Annotated in this window: 2 protein-coding genes; one reads left to right on the forward strand and one right to left on the reverse strand. The window is 76.6% G+C overall.

Annotated elements, in window-relative coordinates; all coding sequences use genetic code 11:
• Positions 1-4: 4 nt before the first annotated feature.
• Complete coding sequence (locus O7598_RS17550; RefSeq protein WP_269692415.1) at positions 5-16,111, reverse strand: type I polyketide synthase; 16,107 nt, start codon at positions 16,109-16,111, stop codon at positions 5-7.
• Between the two features lie 217 nt (positions 16,112-16,328).
• Between O7598_RS17550 and O7598_RS17555 the strand changes: the two genes are divergently transcribed.
• Positions 16,329-17,549 carry a cytochrome P450 gene (locus O7598_RS17555; protein WP_269692416.1) on the forward strand — a complete coding sequence of 407 codons (1,221 nt, stop codon included), beginning with the start codon at positions 16,329-16,331 and terminating at the stop codon, positions 17,547-17,549.
• The last annotated feature ends 8 nt before the right edge of the window (positions 17,550-17,557 follow it).

Here is a 17,557-nt window from a genome sequence, read left to right on the forward strand (position 1 = left end):
TCGCTCACACCGCGCGGTCGAGGAACTCGAAGAGCTCCTCCGCCGTCGCCGACTCGAGGTCCTGCTCGCCGTCCGTGTCCTCGGTCCCGCCGTTCAGGCGGGCGACGAGCGAACGCAACCTCCGCTTGACGCGTGCATGCGCGTCGTCACCGGGCTCGACCGCGTCCAGCACGGCCTCCAACCGGTCCAGCTCCTCCAGGGCGACCTCGGCGGCCGGCTTGGCGGGTGGCACGAGCGCCAGCCGCAGGTGCTGGGCCAGCGCCATCGGGGTGGGGTGGTCGAAGACCAGCGTCGCGGGCAGCCGCAGGCCGGTGACGCCGGCGATCCGGTTGCGCAGCTCGATGCCGGTCAGGGAGTCCATGCCGAGGTCGAGGAAGCCCCGTTCGGAGCGCACCTCGCCGCCGGACGGGTAGCCGAGCACGACCGCGACGTGGGTGCGGACGAAGTCGAGCACGACGCGCTGCCGCTCCTCGTCGGGCAGCTCGACGAGCCGCTCGCGCAGCGGCGGGCCGTCGCTCTCGGCCGGGCGGCCGGCCGCGGACCGCACCGGGGTACGCACCAGCGAGCGCAGCAGGTGCAGCAGCGGCCCGGTGGCCGCGCTGAGCGCGCCCTGGGCGAACAGCAGCGGCACCACCACCGGCGCGGGGTGCCGCACCGCCGCGTCGAACAACGTCATGCCGTACGCGGTCTCCATCGGCCGCAGGCCGGTCCGTTCGACCCGGCGCACGTCGAGTTCGGTGAGCGCGCCGGTCATCCCGGTCGGCTGCGCCCACGGGCCCCACGGCAGCGACTTGGCCACCAGCCCGTCGGCCCGGCGGCGCTGGGCCAGCGCGTCGAGGAACGCGTTGGCGGCCGCGTAGTTGCCCTGCCCGGCCCCGCCGAACGTGCCGGCGGCCGAGGAGAACAGCACGAACGCGGTGAGGTCGAGGTCGCGGGTGAGGTCGTGCAGGTTCGCCGCGCCCCGGGCCTTGCCGCGCATCACCAGGTCGACCCGGCCGGGGTCGAGCGCCGCGATCACCCCGTCGTCCAGCACACCGACCGCGTGCACCACGCCGGTGAGCGGCCGGTCGGCCGGGATCTGGGCCAGGACCTCGGCCAGCCGGTCCCGGTCGGCCGCGTCGCAGGCCACCACCGTCGCCTCGGCCCCCAGGGCGGCGACGTCGGCGACCAGGTCCGCGGCGCCCGGGGCGTCGGCCCCGCTGCGGCTGGTGACCAGGAAGTGGCGTACGCCGTGCACGCCCGCCAGGTGTCGCACCAGCGCGCTGCCCAGCGTGCCGGTGCCGCCGGTGACCAGGACGGTGCCGTGCGGCCCGAAGGCCGGCGCGGTGTCGCCGTCGGCCGGCGCGACGCGCACCAGGCGGGCCGCGCGGACCCGGCCGGCCGCGGCGGCCAGCTGCGGTTCGCCCGAGCACACCGCCGCGGGCAGCGGCGCGAGGTCGGCGTCCGCGCCCAGGTCGAGCAGGACGAAACGGTTCGGGTGCTCGGACTGGGCCGAGCGCAGCAGCCCCCAGGCCGCCGCCGGGGCGAGCGCGGGCTTCGCGCCGTCCGTCGCGGCGACCGCGTCCCGGGAGACCACGAGCAGTCGCGCCGGTTCGAACCGGTCGTCGCCGATCCACCGCTGGGCCAGCGCCAGGGCCTCGTGTACGCAGCCCGCCGCCCGGTCGACGACGTCGCCGTCGTCGTCGGTGGCGGACAGCGCGACCACCACCACGGCCGGGTCGTCGGCGCCGTCGAAGTGACCGGGGACGTCGTCGAACGTGGCGCAGGTGGTGACCCGCCCGCCGGCCGCGCGCACCTGGTCGGCCAGCGGGGCGTCGCCGACGACCAGCCAGTGGCCCGGATCGGTCGGGCTGACCGCGAGGTCGCTCCAGTCCAGCTCGTAGAGGGTGGTCGGCCGGGCCGGGCCGGAGGCGCCGAACGAGGCCGGCAGCGGCCGGGCCGCGAGCGCGTCGACCGCGACGACCGGGGCGCCCGCCGCGTCGGCGATCCGCACCACGATGCCGTTCTGCTCGGAGAGGCCGAGCCGGACCCGGACGGTGTCCGCGCCGGTGGCCCAGAGGCGTACGCCGCTGAAGGAGAACGGCAGCTCGGCGCCCTGCGGCCCGGCGCCACCGGCGGCCGGGTGCAGCGACCTCAGCAGCCCGATGCCGTGCAGGGCGGCGTCCAGCAGCGCCGGGTGCACGCCGTAGCCGGCCGCGTCGTCGCCGTCGTCGTCGGGGAGCGCGACCTCGGCGAAGACCTCGCCGTCGCGCTTCCACATGGCGCGCAGGCACTGGAACGCCGGGCCGTAGCCGTAGCCGCGCTCGGTCAGGTCGTCGTAGAACCCGGTCGTGTCCACCGCCTGCGCCCCGGCCGGCGGCCACTGCCGCAGGTCGAAGTCGGGTTCGTCGGCGGTCGGTGCGAGCGTCGCGCTGGCGTACCGGGTCCACTCCACGCCGTCGCCGGTGTCGGTGTCCGGGCGGGCGTAGACCGCGACGGTGCGGCGGCCGGCCTCCCCGGGCGGGCTGACCACGACCTGGATCCGGACCGCCTGCCGCTCGGTGAGCACCAGCGGCGCCTCCAGCGTCAGCTCGTCCAGCGCCGCGGCGCCGACCCGCAGCCCGGCCTGCAACGCCAGCTCGACGAACGCGGTGCCGGGCAGCAGCACGGTCCCGAGCACCGCGTGGTCGCCCAGCCAGCGCTGGTCGCCGGCGCTGAGCCGGCCGGTCAGCACCAGCCCGTCGCCGTCGGCCAGCGCCACGGCGGCGCCGAGCAGCGGGTGGCCGGCGTCGGTCAGCCCGGCGCCGCTCAGGTCACCGGCCGCGGCGGTACGCGCCGGGGTGAGCCAGTAGCGGCTGCGTTGGAACGCGTACGTGGGCAGCGGCACCACCGGCGCGGCGTGCCCGGCGAGCGCGGCCGACCAGTCGACCGTGCCGCCCTGGGCGTGCAGCTCGGCGGCCGAGCGCAGCACCCGGGCCAGGTCGCCCTCGTCGCGGCGCAACGTGCCGACGACAGCCGTGCGGCTGCTCGGGTCGGCCTCGTCGAGGGTCGCGCGGACCGCCATGGCGAGCACCGGGTGGGCGCTGACCTCGACGAAGAAGTGGTAGCCGTCGGCGGCCAGGGCGCGCACGGCGGAGTCGAAGAGCACCGGCCGGCGCAGGTTGCGGAACCAGTAGTCGGCGTCCATCGCGCCGGTGTCGGCCCAGTTGCCGTCCACCGTGGACCACATCGGGATGCGGCCGGGGCCGGGGCGCACCGGGGCGAGCGCGGCGGTCAGCTCGTCGCGCAGCGCGTCCATCTGCGGGCTGTGCGAGGCGTAGTCCACGGCGATCCGCTTCACCCGTACGCCGTCTGCGGCGCAGGCGTCGGCGAAGCGGTCCAGGCTGGCGGCGGGGCCCGCCACCACAGTGGTCTCCGGACCGTTGACCGCGGCGATCGACAGGTCCGGGTGGGCGGTGAGCCGCTCCTCGACCGGGCCGGCGCCCAGCCACACCGAGACCATGCCGCCGGTGCCGGCGACCGTGCCGACGAGCTTGCTGCGCACCGCGACGATCCGGGCGGCGTCGTCGAGGCTGAGGCCACCGGCCACGTGGGCGGCGACGATCTCGCCCTGCGAGTGGCCGACCACGGCGTCCGGCACCACGCCCCACGACTCCCAGAGCCGGGTGAGCGCCACCATCACGGCGAACAGCACCGGCTGGACGACGTCGACCCGCTCCAGCGAGGCGGCGCCGGGCCGGACGCGCAAAACGTCCTGGAGCGACCAGTCGAGGTGCGGCGCGAGCGCCAGGGCGCACTCGTCGATCGCGTCGGCGAACACCGGCGCGGTGTCCATCAGCGTGGCGGCCATGCCGATCCACTGGCTGCCCTGCCCCGGATAGACGAACACGGTCTCGCCGGTGGTCACCGTGCCGGTGACCACGTCGGCGCTGGGCCGGGCGGCGGTCACGTCGTCCAGCCGGGCCAGCAGGTCGTTCCGGTCGGCGCCGAACAGCACCGCCCGGTGCTCGAAGGCGGCCCGGGTGGTGGCCAGGGACCAGGCGACCGGGCCGGGCCCGGCGTCGGGCCGGTCGGCGAGGTGCCGGCGCAGCCGGTCGGCCTGCTCCCGCAGGGCCTCCTCGGTGCGACCGGAGAGCAGCCAGACCGGCGGCGTCGCCGACGCCGGCGTGCCGGCGTCGGTCCCGGTGGGTTCCGGGGCCTGCTCGACGATGGCGTGCGCGTTGGTGCCGGTGCCGCCGAACGACGAGATGCCGGCCCGGCGCGGGCCGCCGGTGGACGGCCACGGCCGTCCCTCGGTCAGCAACCGGACCGCGCCGCGTGCCCAGTCGACGTGCGGGGTGGGCTCGTCGACGTGCAGGCTCGGCGGCAGCACGCCGTGCCGGACGGCCATCACCGCCTTGATCACACCGGCCACGCCGGCCGCGGACTGGGTGTGCCCGATGTTGGACTTCACCGAGCCGAGCCAGAGCGGGCGGTCGTCCGGCCGGTTCTGCCCGTACGTCGCGATGATGGCCTGGGCCTCGATCGGGTCGCCGAGCGTGGTGCCGGTGCCGTGCGCCTCGACCAGGTCGACGTCGGCCGGTTCCAGGCCGGCGTTGGCCAGCGTCTGCGCGATCACCCGCTGCTGGGAGGGGCCGTTGGGGGCGGTCAGGCCGTTGGACGCGCCGTCCTGGTTGGTCGCGGTGGCGGCGACCACCGCGAGCACCGGGTGCCCGTTGCGGATCGCGTCGGAGAGGCGCTCCAGCAGGACGACGCCCGCGCCCTCGCCCCAGCCGGTGCCGTCGGCGGCCGCCGCGAACGGCTTGCAGCGGCCGTCCGGGGCCAGGCCGCGCTGGCGGCTGAACTCGGTGAACGAGGTCGGGGTGGGCAGCACGGCGACGCCGCCGGCCAGCGCGAGGTCGCACTCGCCCTGCCGCAGCGCCTGGGCGCCCAGGTGCAGCGCCACCAGCGACGAGGAGCAGGCGGTGTCCACGGTGACGGCCGGCCCTTCCAGCCCGAGCCCGTAGGCCACCCGGCCGGAGACGGCGGCGGTGCCGGTGCCGGCCAGGAAGAAGCCCTCGGTGGCGCCGAGGCCCAGGTGCGCGCCCATGCCGTAGCCCTGGAACGAGGTGCCGACGAAGACGCCGGTCCGGCTGCGGGCCAGCGTCTGCGGGTTGATCCCGCCGCGCTCGATCGCCTCCCAGGACGTCTCCAGCAGGATCCGCTGCTGCGGGTCCATGGCGAGCGCCTCGCGCGGGCTGATGCTGAAGAACCCGGCGTCGAAGTCACCGGCGTCGTAGATGAACGCGCCCTCCCGGACGTAGGAGGCGCCCAGCGCGTCCGGGTCCGGGTCGTAGAGCGCGTCGAGGTCCCAGCCGCGGTCGTCGGGGAACCCGTCGACCGCGTCGACGCCGTTGACCACCAGCTCCCACAGCTCCTCGGGGGTACGCACACCACCGGCGTACCGGCAGCTCATCCCCACGATGGCGATCGGCTCGTCGGCGCCGTTGGCGGCCGCCACGACGGCCTCGGCCGGCGCCTCGCCGAGCAACTCGGCGCGCAGGTGCTCGGCGAGCAGCGCCGGAGTCGGATAGTCGAAGATGAGCGTGGTGGGCAGCTGGAGGCCGGTGGCGGCGCGCAGCTTGTTGCGGACGTCGACCGCGGTGACCGAGTCGAAGCCCAGCTCCCGGAAGGCGCGGTTGGGTGCGATCTCCTCCACCCCGGTGTGCCCGAGCGTGTCGGCGGCCAGGTTGCGCACCAGGTCCTGCAGGAAGCGCCGGCGCTCGCCGGCCGGCAACGCGGTCAGTCGGGCCGCGAACTCGCCCGTCTCACCGTCGGCGCCGTCCGGCCGGTCCGCCTCACGTCCGGCGCGGGCCTCCGGGATCTCGTCGACGAGCGGTCGCGGGCGGGCGGCGGTGTAGCTCGGCGCGAACCGCTCCCAGTCGATGTCGGCGACGGTGAGGTGCGGTTCCGGCTCGCCCATCGCCGCATCGAGCGCGGCCAGGGCGAGCTGCGGCGGCATCGGGCGCAGGCCGCGCCGGGCGAGCTGGGCGACCGCGTCGGCGGTCGCCATGCCGCTGCCCTCCCAGCCGCCCCAGGAGACCGCCAGCGCGGCCTGCCCGCGCTCGTGCCGCTGCCGGCAGAGCGCGTCGAGGTAGGCGTTGCCGGCGGCGTACGCGGCCTGGCCGCCGCCGCCCCAGACGCTCGCGCCGGAGGAGAAGACGACGAAGGCCTCCAGGTCGTCGCCGGCCAGCTCGTCGAGGTTGCGGGCGCCGGTCGCCTTGCCGCGTACGGTGGCGGCCAGCTCGGCCGGGTCGATGTCGGTGATCGGTGTGGACTGGGCGACCCCGGCGGCGTGGAAGACGGCGGTCAGCGGGGCGGTGTCGTCGACACCGGCGAGCAGCGCGGCCAACGCGTCGCGGTCGGCCACGTCGCAGGCGACGATCCGCACCCGCGCGCCGAGCTCGGTGAGTTCGGCGGCCAGCTCCGCGGCGCCGGGCGCGTCGGGGCCGCGACGGCTGGTCAGGAGCAGCCGCCGGGCGCCGGCGGTGGCCAGGCGGCGGGCGACGTGGGCGCCGATGGTGCCGGTGCCGCCGGTGACCAGCACCGTGCCGCCCAGGCTCGGCGCCGGACGGCGGTCCGGGTTCGGCGCGGCGCGCACCATCCGCCGGGCCAGGACGCCGGAGGCGCGGACCGCCAGTTGGTCCTCGTCGCCGATCCCGGCCAGCGCGGCGGCGATCCGGCCGGCCGCGCGGGCGTCGATCTCCGGCGGCAGGTCGACCAGGCCGCCGATGCGGTCGGGCTGCTCCAGGCTGGCCACCAGGCCCAGACCCCAGCTCTGGGCCTGGGTCGCGCCGGTGAGCCGGTCGGCCGGGGAGACGCTCACCGCGCCCCGGGTGATGATCCACAGTGGTGCTTCCCGGTCGGCGCGGGCGTGCTCCTGGACCAGGGCGAGGTTGCCGACGGTGCCGCGGGTGACGTCCGGCCAGTCCGGGTGCGGGGTCTCGTCCAGCGCCAGCAACGACACGATGCCGGCGAGGCCCGTCGCGTCGGCGTCGGTGACCACCTCGGCGCCGTGCGCGGTGAGCAGCCGGCCGAGTTCGGCGGCGGTCGGCTCCCCGTCCGGGGCGACGAGCAGCCAGCGGCCGGACAGCGTCGCCGGGCCACCGGTGGGCGCCGGGCGCCACTCGACGCGGTAGCGCCAGGCGTCGACGGTCCGGCGGCGCTGCTCCCGCGACCGCCAGGAGGCCAGCACCGGCAGCACCGGGGCGATCCGGTCGGCGTCGTCGGCGCCGAACGCCTCGATCAGCGGGGCCAGGTCGGAGCGTTCCACCGCGTCCCAGAACCCGGCCTCGGCGGCGTCCTGCGCGGTGCCCGTGGAGGCCGGCACGGGGTTCGGTTCGAGCCAGAAGCGCTGGTGCTGGAACGCGTACGTGGGCAGCGGCATCGGCGGCGCGGCGCCGTCGGCCCGCGCCGGCAGCGCGGCCCAGTCGAACCGGGCACCCCGGGCGTACGCCTCGGCGACCGAGGCGCGGAAGCGGTCCAGGCCGCCCTCCTCGCGGCGCAGCGACCCGACGGCGACCGCCTCGACGTTCGCGTCCTCGGCGGCGTCCTGCACCGCGTGCACCAGCACCGGGTGGGTGCTCGCCTCGACGAAGACGGTGTGCCCGTCGCGCAGCAGCCGGCGCACCGCGTCGGCGAAGCGCACCGTCTGCCGGATGTTGCGGTACCAGTACGCCGCGTCGAGGTCGGCGGTGTCCACCGGCCCCCCGGTGACCGTCGAGTAGAACACCGGGCCGTCGCCGGCGCGCGGGGCGATGCCGGCCAGCTCGGCCAGCACCGGTTCGCGGAGCACGTCCATGTGCCAGGAGTGGGCCGCGCCGGGAATGCGGATCTTGCGGACCCGGACGCCCTCGGCGGTCAGGTCGGCGAAGAGGCGGTCGGCGGTCTCCGGGTCGCCGGCCACCGAGACGGTCCGGGGACCGTTGACGGCGACCACGTCCAGGCCGGGGTAGTCGGCGAGCCGGGCCTCGACGTCGGCGGCGGGCAGCGACACCGCGACCATCGCGCCGGCGATCTGGGCGCCCCGCTCGGCCAGCAGGCGGCTGCGCACGGCGATCACCGTGGCGGCGTCGTCCAGGGTCAGGCCACCGGCCAGGTAGGCGGCGGCCACCTCACCCTGGGAGTGCCCGACCACGGCGGCCGGCTCCACGCCCTCGGCGCGCCACAGCTCGGCCAGCGACACCATGGTGGCGAACAGGGCGGGCTGCACCACCGCGACGTCGTCGAGCGACCGCTGCGGATCAGCGCCGCGCAGCACGTCGGCCACCGACCAGCCGAGCCGGGGCCGCAGCGCGGCGTCGCAGGCCTCGACCGAGGCGCGGAAGACCGGCGAGGACGCCAGCAGCCCTTCGGCCATGCCGAGCCACTGCGGGCCCTGGCCGGGGAAGACGAAGGCGACCTTGCCGCCGGCGCCGGCGACGCCCCGGACCAGGCCAGGCGCGCCGCTGTCGGCGGCGAGCGCGTCGAGCAGCCCGGCGTAGCCGTCCCGGTCGTCGGCGAACAGCACCGCGCGGTGCGGCAACCGGCCCCGGGTGGTGCTCAACGCGTACGCCACGTCGTCCGGCCGCCAGTCGGGCTCGGCGTCGAGGTGGGCGCGCAGCCGCTCGGCCTGCGCCCGCAGGGCCTTGGCGGTGCGGGCCGACAGCAGCCACGGGCCACCGGCCCGGTCGACAGTGGTCCCGGCGCCCGGCGGGGCCTGCTCGATGATCACGTGGGCGTTGGTGCCGCTCATGCCGAACGAGGACACGCCGGCCCGGCGGACCCGGTCGGCGGCGGGCCACGGCACCGGCTCGGTGAGCAGCCGGACGCCACCCGCCGACCAGTCGACGTGCTCCGACGGGCGGTCGACGTGCAGGGTGGCGGGGAGCAGGCCGTGCCGCAGCGCCTGCACCATCTTGATGATCCCGGCCACGCCGGCCGCGGACTGGGTGTGCCCGATGTTCGACTTGATCGAGCCCAGCCGGAGCGGGGCGTCGTCGGCGCGGTCCCGGCCGTACGTGGCCAGCAGCGCCTGCGCCTCGATCGGGTCGCCGAGGGCGGTGCCGGTGCCGTGCGCCTCCACCGCGTCCACGTCGGCGGCGGTGAGACCGGCGTGCCGCAGCGCGGCGGCGATGACCCGCTGCTGCGACGGCCCGTTCGGGGCGGTGAGCCCGTTGCTGGCCCCGTCGTGGTTGACCGCCGACCCGGCGACCAGGGCCAGGACCGGGTGCCCGTGGCGGCGGGCGTCGCTGAGCCGCTCGATCAGCACCACGCCGGCGCCCTCGCCCCAGCCGGTGCCGTCGGCGCCGTCGGCGAACGCCTTGCACCGCCCGTCCGGGGCGAGCGCGCCGCCGCGGCTGCTGTCCACGAACATCCCGGGGGTGGTCATCACGGTGGCGCCGCCGGCGATCGCCAGGTCGCACTCGCCGTGCCGCAGCGCCTCGGCCGCCAGGTGCAGCGCCACCAGCGAGGACGAGCAGGCGGTGTCCACGGTGACCGCCGGGCCCTCCAGGCCGAACGTGTAGGAGATCCGGCCGGCGACCACGCTCGTCGCGGTGCCGGTGAGCAGGTGCGGTTCGGAGCCCTCGGGCAGCCGCAGGTCGCCGACGCCGTAGCCGGTGGTGGCGGCGCCCACGTAGACGCCGGTGCGGCTGCCGCGCAGCGTCTCCGGGTCGATGCCGGCTCGCTCGAACGCCTCCCAGGACGTCTCCAGCAGCAGCCGCTGCTGCGGGTCCATGGTGACCGCCTCGCGGGGGCTGATCGCGAAGAAGCCGGCGTCGAAGTCGGCCACGCCGTCGACGAAGCCACCCTCGAAGGTGTACGAGGTGCCCGGCTCGAAGAGGTGCTCGATCTGCCAGCCGCGGTCGGCCGGGAACGCGTCGACCGCGTCGACGCCGCCGGCGACGATGCGCCACAGCGCGTCGGGGGTGTCCGCGCCGCCCGGGAACCGGCAGCCCATGCCCACGATGGCGATCGGGTCGTCGGCCGGCCGGTCGACCGGCACCGGGGTGGCGGCGGGCGTCCCGGCGGCGGTCCCGCCCAGTTCGGCGTCGAGGAAGGCGGCGACGGCCGCCGGGGTGGGGTGGTCGAACACGAGCGTGGCGGGCAGCCGCGTGCCGAGCGCGGCGCGCAGCCGGTTGCGCAGCTCGATCGAGGTCAGCGAGTCGAAGCCGATCTCCTTGAACGGCCGGTCCGGCTCGACCGCCTGCGGGCCGGGCAGGCCGAGCACCGTGGCGGCGTCGGCGCGTACCTGCTCCAGCAGGGCGGCCCGGTCGAGCCGGGACCGGCCGGCGTCGCGGCCGGTGCCGGCCGCGCGGCGCTGCGGGGCGCGGGCCAGCTCGGTCAGTACGGCGGGCAGGTCGGCGGCGCGGGCGGAGAGCGCGGCCGGGTCGAACCCGGTCGGTACCAGCACCGGCGCGGCGGCGGCGAGCGCGGCGTCCAGCAGCGCGAGTCCGTCGGCCTCGGTCAGCGGCGGGAAGCCGGCGGCGGCCAGGCGCGCCCGGTCGCCGTCGGTGAGCTGCCCGACCATGCCGCCGCCGGCCCACGGGCCCCAGGCCAGCGACTGGGCGGGCAGGCCGGCCGCGCGGCGCCGGAGCACGAGCGCGTCGAGCAGGTGGTTGGCGGCGGCGTAGCCGGCCTGCCCGGCGCTGCCGACGTTGCCGGCCAGCGCCGAGAAGACGACGAAGGCGGCGAGGTCGAGGCCGCGGGTCAGCTCGTCCAGGTGCAGGGCGGCGTCGGCCTTGGGCCGCAGCACGGTGTCCAGCCGCTCCGGGGTCAGCGTGGTGACGACCCCGTCGTCGAGCACGCCGGCGACGTGGAAGACAGCGGTCAGCGGCCGGTCGGCGGGGATGCCGTCGATCACGGCGGCGAGGGCGGACCGGTCGGCCACGTCGCAGGCGACCACCTCGGCGCCGGCCGGCACGCCGTCGGCCGGGTCGACCGCCTCGGGTCCACGCCGGCTGGCCAGGATCAGGTGCCGGACGCCGTGCTCGGCGGCCAGGTGCCGGGCGACGAGCGTGCCGAGCCGGCCGGTGCCGCCGGTGATCAGGACCGTGCCGGCCGGGTCGAGCGGCCGGGGCACGGTGAGGACCACCTTGCCGACGTGCCGCGCCTGACTGACGTGCCGGAACGCCTCCGGCGCCCGGCGGACGTCCCAGGCGTGGACCGGCGACAGGCGCAGGCTGCCGTCGGCGAACAACTCCACCAGCCGACCGAGGATCTCCTGGATGCGGGCCGGCCCGGCGTCGATCAGGTCGAAGGCGCGGTAGGTGACGCCCGGGTGGGCGGCGGCCACCGCCGCCGGGTCCCGCACGTCGCTCTTGCCCATCTCGACGAACGTGCCGCCGCCGGCCAGCAGCCGCAGCGACGCGTCCACGTACTCGCCGGCCAGGCTGTTCAGCACCACGTCGACGCCCTCGAACGCGGCCTCGAAGCCGAGGTCCCGCGACGACGCGATGTGCGCGTCGTCCAGGCCCAGCCGGCGCAGCACGTCCCACTTGGCCGGGCTCGCGGTGGCGAAGACCTCGGCGCCGAGGTGCTGGGCGAGTTGCACGGCGGCCAGGCCGACGCCGCCGGTCGCGGCGTGGATCAGCACCGACCGGCCGGCGGTGAGCGCGCCCAGGTCGTGCAGGCCGTACAGGGCGGTGCCGTAGACGATCGGCACGGACGCCGCCTCGGCGAACGTCCACCGCTCGGGCATCGGCGCGAGCACCCGGTGGTCGGCCACCGCGACCGGGCCGAACGACGCGGGGCAGAGCCCGAACACGCGGTCGCCGGGGCGCAGCGTGGCGACGTCCGGCGCGACCTCCAGGACCACGCCGGCGACCTCGGCGCCGAGGTCGACGCGGCCCGGGTACATGCCGAGCGCGGCCAGCACGTCGCGGAAGTTCAGGCCGGCGGCGCGCACCGAGAGGCGGACCTGGCCGGGGGCCAGCGGCGCGTCCGCGCCGGACGGCACGAGCGCGAGCTGGTCGAGCGTGCCGTTCTCGGGCAGCGCGAGCCGCCAGTGGTCGGTGCCGGCGGGCGGGACCAGGTCGGCGGCCGGCTCCACCCGGCGCAGCCGGGCCCGGTACAGGCCGGTGGTCCGGATCGCCAGCTGCGGCTCGCCGGTGGCCAGCCCGGCCGCGAGGGCGGGCAGCGGGTCGGGCGCGACGAGCGGGCCGCCGGGCAGGTCGACCAGCACGACGCTGCCCGGGTCCTCGGCCTGGGCCGACCGGACGAGTCCCCAGACGGCCGCGCCGGCCAGGTCGGTGACCCGGTCGCCCGGCTCGGCCGCGACGGCTCCCCGGGTCACCACCACCAGGCGGCCGGCGTTCTCCCGCGAACGGTTGAGCAGGTCGAGCGTGTGGCCGGTGGCGGCGCGGACCCCCTCGGCGGTCGGCGCGTACCCGAACACCGGGACCAGCAGGACGTCGGCGTCACCGCCGACCGGAACGCCGGCGCCGATCGGGTCGCCGTCGAGCTGCGCCCAGCGGGGTGGCGGGGCGTCCTCGGCGGCCAGCGGGGACCAGGCCAACCGCAGCAGCGCCGCCGGACCGGTGGCCCGGGTGGCGAACTGCGCCCCGGCGATGGGGCGCAGCAGCACCCGGTCGACGGTGAGCACGGGCGCGCCGGTGTCGTCGTACGCGTCCAGCCGGACCGCGTCCACGCCGTCCGGGACGAGCCGGACCCGCAGCGTGGTCGCGCCGGTGGCCCGCAGGGTGACCCCGGTGAAGGAGAACGGGAGACCGGTGAAGCCGTCCGCGCCCGTCGCCCGGGCGGCCAGCGCCTGCAGGCCGGCGTCGAACAGGGCCGGGTGCAGGCCGTAGCGGCGGGCGTCGGACTCCTCGCCCGCCGGCAGGCGCAGCTCGGCGAGGATCTCGTCGCCGGCCCGCCAGGCCGACCGGAGGCCCCGGAAGACCGGCCCGTAGGCCAGGCCGGCGGCGTCGAAGCCCGCGTAGAGCGCGGTCACGTCGACCGGCTCGGCGTCGGCCGGTGGCCAGGCCGGCGCCGCCGGCGGCGGGGTGGCGGTCGCGGCCGGGGCGAGCACGCCGGTCGCGTGCACGGTCCACGGCTCCTCGGGCCAGCCGTCGGCCGCCGCGTCGGCCACCCGGGAGTGGACGGTGACGTCCCGGCGGCCCTCCGCGTCCGCCGCGCCCACCAGCACCTGGACCTGCACGGCGGCGTCGGCCGGCACGACCAGGGGCGTCTGGAGCACCAGCTCCTGCACCACGCCGCAGCCGACCTGGTCGCCGGCCCGCACGGCGGCCTCGGCCAGCGCGGTGCCGGGCAGCACGACCCGGCCGAGCACCACGTGGTCGGCGAGCGCCGGATGGGTGGCCACCGACAGGCGGCCGGTGAACAGCGCCTCGTCGCCGCCGGCCAGCATGACGCCGGCGCCGAGCAGCGGGTGGCCGGTCACGCCGAGGCCGGCGGCGGCGACGTCGCCCCAGCCCGGCGCCGGCTTCGGCCAGAAGCGCTGCCGCGCGAACGGGTAGGTGGGCAGCGCGACGGTCCGGCCGGCCGCGCCGTCGACGGCGGTCCAGTCGACCGGCACCCCGCCGGCGTACGCGGTGGCCAGCGCGGCCCACAACGTCGCGGCCTCGGGGCGGTCGCGGCGCTGGGTGGCGACGGCGGTGACGTCGTCGAGCTGCTCGGCGGCGAGCGCGGTGAGCGGGCCGTCCGGGCCGATCTCCAGGTACGCGGTGGTCTCCCGGCCGCGCAGCCAGGCCAGCCCGTCGGCGAAGCGGACCGTGCCGCGCACGTGCCGGACCCAGTGGTCGGCGTCCATCCGGTCGACCGGCTCACCGGTCAGGTTGGACACCACCGGGACACGCGGCGCGTGGTACGTCAGTCCCTCGGCCACCGCCCGGAAGTCGTCGAGCATGGCGTCCATGCGCGGCGAGTGGAAGGCGTGCGAGACGCGCAGCCGCTTGGTCTGCCAGCCCCGCTCCCGCCACCGGGCGTCCAGCGCGTCGATCGCCTCGGCGTCGCCGGAGACCACCACGGCGGCCGGGCCGTTGACCGCGGCGACGTCCACGCCGTCGACCAGATCGGCGCGGACCGCCGCCTCCGCGGCCGCCACGGCGAGCATCGCGCCGCCGGCCGGGAGCGCCTGCATGAGCCGACCGCGCGCGGCCACGAGCGTGCAGGCGTCGTCCAGGTCGAGCACGCCGGCCACGTGGGCGGCGGCGATCTCGCCCACCGAGTGGCCGAGCATCCGGTCGGGTACGACGCCCCAGTGCTCCAACTGGCGAGCCAGCGCGACCTCGAAGGCGAAGAGCGCGGCCTGCGTGTGGACGGTCTGGTGGATCTCCTCGGACCCGAGCGCCTCGGCGAGCCCGTCGAAGCGGGCGCGGATCGCGTCGAAGTGCTCCGCGAAGACCGGGAACTCGGCGGCCAGGGCGGCGCCCATGCCGATCCGCTGCGCGCCCTGGCCGGTGAACAGGAAGGCCAGCTTGCCGTCGCGGGTCGAGCCGCGGACGACGCCGTCGCGCTCCGCGCCGGACTCGACCGCGGCCAGCGCGGCCAGCAGCTCGTCGCGGTCGCCGGCCCGCACCACGGCCCGGTGCGCCATCGCGGCCCGGGCGGTCGCCAACGTGTGGGCGACGTCGGCGGGGCGGATCGCCGGGTCCGCCTCCACCGCGGTGCGCAGTCGGGCGGCCTGGCGGCGCAGCGCCTCGCCGGTACGCGCCGAGACGGGCACCGTCACCGGTCCCCCGGGGTCCTCGACCGTCTCCGGGGCGGTCGGCGCCTGGGACTGTTCGAGGATGATGTGCGCGTTGGTGCCGCTCACCCCGAACGACGAGACGCCGGCCCGGCGGGGGTGGCCGGTCTCCGGCCAGTCCCGGTTGGCGGCCAGCAGGGCGACCCGGCCGGCCGCCCAGTCGACGTTGGAGGTCGGCTCGTCGAGGTGCAGGGTGCCGGGCAGCACGCCGTGCCGCAGCGCCATGACCATCTTGATGATGCCGGCGACGCCGGCGGCGGCCTGCGGGTGTCCGATGTTCGACTTGACCGACCCCAGCCACAGCGGCTCGCCGGTGCGGTCCTGGCCGTACGTGGCGAGCAGCGCCTGCGCCTCGATCGGGTCGCCGAGGGTGGTGCCGGTGCCGTGGCCCTCGACCGCGTCGACGTCGGCGGGGGTGAGGCCGGCGTTGGTGAGCGCCTCCAGGATCACCCGCTGCTGGGCCGGCCCGTTCGGGGCGGTCAGCCCGTTGGACGCACCGTCCTGGTTGACCGCGCTGCCCCGCACCACCGCGAGGATCGGGTGGCCGAGGCGTTGCGCGTCGGAGAGCCGCTCGACGAGCAGCACGCCGACGCCCTCGGACCATCCGGTGCCGTCGGCGGCCTCGGCGAACGACTTGCAGCGACCGTCGCCGGCCAGCCCGCGCTGGCGGCTGAACTCGGTGAACACGCCGGGCGTGGCCATCACCGTGACACCGCCGGCGATGGCGAGGGAGCACTCGTTCTGCCGCAGCGACTGGCACGCCAGGTGCAACGCGACGAGCGACGACGAGCACGCGGTGTCCACAGTGAGCGCCGGACCCTCCAGGCCCAGCACGTAGGAGATCCGGCCCGACACGACGGCGGTGGCGCCACCGGTGAGCAGGTAGCCCTCGCTGTCCGAGCCGGCGTTGCCGAACAGCGCGAGGTAGTTCTGGTCGTTGGTGCCGGCGAAGACCCCGGTGCGGCTGCCGCGCAGCGACGTCGGGTCGATGCCGGCCCGCTCGATCGCCTCCCAGGTGGACTGCAGCAGGATCCGCTGCTGCGGGTCCATGGCGACCGCCTCGCGGGGCGAGATGCCGAAGAACGCCGGGTCGAAGTCCCCGGCGCCGTCGATGAAGCCGCCCTCGCGCACGTAGCTGCTGGCCGGGCGGTCCGGGTCGGCGTCGAAGAGCCGGCTCAGGTCCCAGCCGCGGTCGGTCGGGAACGGACCGATGCCGTCCCGCCCCTGCGCCACCAGGTCCCACAGGTCGTCGGGCGAGCCGGCACCACCGGGGTAGCGGCAACTCATCCCGATGATGGCGATGGGTTCCCGGCCGCCGTCCTCGACCTCCCGCAGGCGCTGGCGCGCCCGGTGCAGGTCAGTGGTGACCAGCTTCAGATAGTCGCGAAGCGTGTCGTTGTCAGCCATCAGTGAGGACCTCATTTTGCGACGGAGTGCGCCTGGCGGGGCCATGACCAGGCCGGATCGGCCATGGCTGACGCTAACGGCGGCCCCCGGCGCCGGACACCCCTAGCCGGGCCGGGCAGCACCCTTCAACCTGCGGCGTCGTCGGTGAGGTCAGGGGTTGCGAGGCGTGCGCGGCGCTGGCGACAGTGACCGCACATCCGACAGATCGGCGACCACCATGACGACTGCTGGGACGAGGCTGCTCTTCGACCTGCGGGACCCCGCGCTGCAGGACGACCGCTACGGCTACTACCGGCGGGTCCGCGACCGCGAGCCGGTGCACCGCTCACCCCTGGGCTACTGGGTGGTCACCGGCTACGACGAGTGCGACGCGGTGCTCCGCTCCCCCGGGGTCAGCACCGACTTCACCGACGATCCACAGTGGGCGCGGGTGCGCGGCGGGCCGGACAGCCCGGTCGTCGCCAGCGCCCGCCGGTGGATGCTCACCCGCGGCGGCGGCGACCACCGGCGGCTGCGCCGGATGGTGTCCCGGGCGCTGTCGCCGGCCGCGATGGCCCGGCTCCGCCCGCGGATCCGCGCGCTGGTCAACGAGATGATCGACGAGATGGGCGAGGGCGAGGCGGACCTGATCGCCGGTCTCGCGCTGCCGCTGCCGGTCGTCGTCGTGTGCGAGCTGGTGGGCATCCCCCTGGCGGACGCCGACCGGTGCCGGCAGTGGACGAACACCATCGCCGACGTGGTCGACCCGATGGTCACGCCGCGGATGCGCCGGCGGATGAACGAGGCGGTCCCGGAGTTCAGCGCGTACATCGCCGAGAGGCTCGCGGAGCGCCGCGCCGAGCCGCGCGACGACCTGCTGTCGATCCTGCTGGAGCCGGACGCCAAGGGTGACCGGCTCAGCGACGAGGACATCGCGGCGCAGATCCTGGTGCTGTTCAACGCCGGGCACGAGACGTCGGTCAACGTGATCGGCAACGGCATGGTGTCGCTGCTGCAGAACCCGGACCAGCTCCGGCTGCTGCGGGAGCGGCCGGAGCTGATCGAGCGCAGCTTCGACGAGCTGTCCCGGCACAACTCGGCGGTGCAGATCATGGCCCGGCAGACGATCGCGCCGGTCGAGGTCGGTGACGTCACCATCCCGGCCGGGGCGTCGGTCTTCATCGTGCTCGGCGCCGCGCACCACGACCCGCGAAGGTATCCGGAGCCGGAGCGGCTCGACGTCACCCGGACCGGCACGTCGCCGCTGATCTTCGGCTCCGGCCCGCACTACTGCATCGCCGCGACGCTCGGCAAGATGGAGGTGGTGATCGCGTTCGAGGAGCTGCTGCGGCGGTACTCGTCGATCGAGCTGGCCACCACCGAGCTGCCGTGGTACTCGCACTTCACGTTCCTGCTCGGCCTGCGCAGCCTGCCGCTGCGTCTCACGTACGCCGACTGACCGGCAGC

The sequence above is a fragment of the Micromonospora sp. WMMC241 genome (assembly GCF_027460165.1).
Lineage (GTDB): Bacteria > Actinomycetota > Actinomycetes > Mycobacteriales > Micromonosporaceae > Micromonospora > Micromonospora humi.

What these genes read in the sequence shown, in the direction of transcription:
- O7598_RS17555 (WP_269692416.1), top strand. Translation starts at nt 16,329, where the DNA reads ATGACGACTGCTGGGACGAGGCTGCTCTTCGACCTGCGGGACCCCGCG.
- O7598_RS17550 (WP_269692415.1), bottom strand. Translation starts at nt 16,111, where the DNA reads ATGGCTGACAACGACACGCTTCGCGACTATCTGAAGCTGGTCACCACT.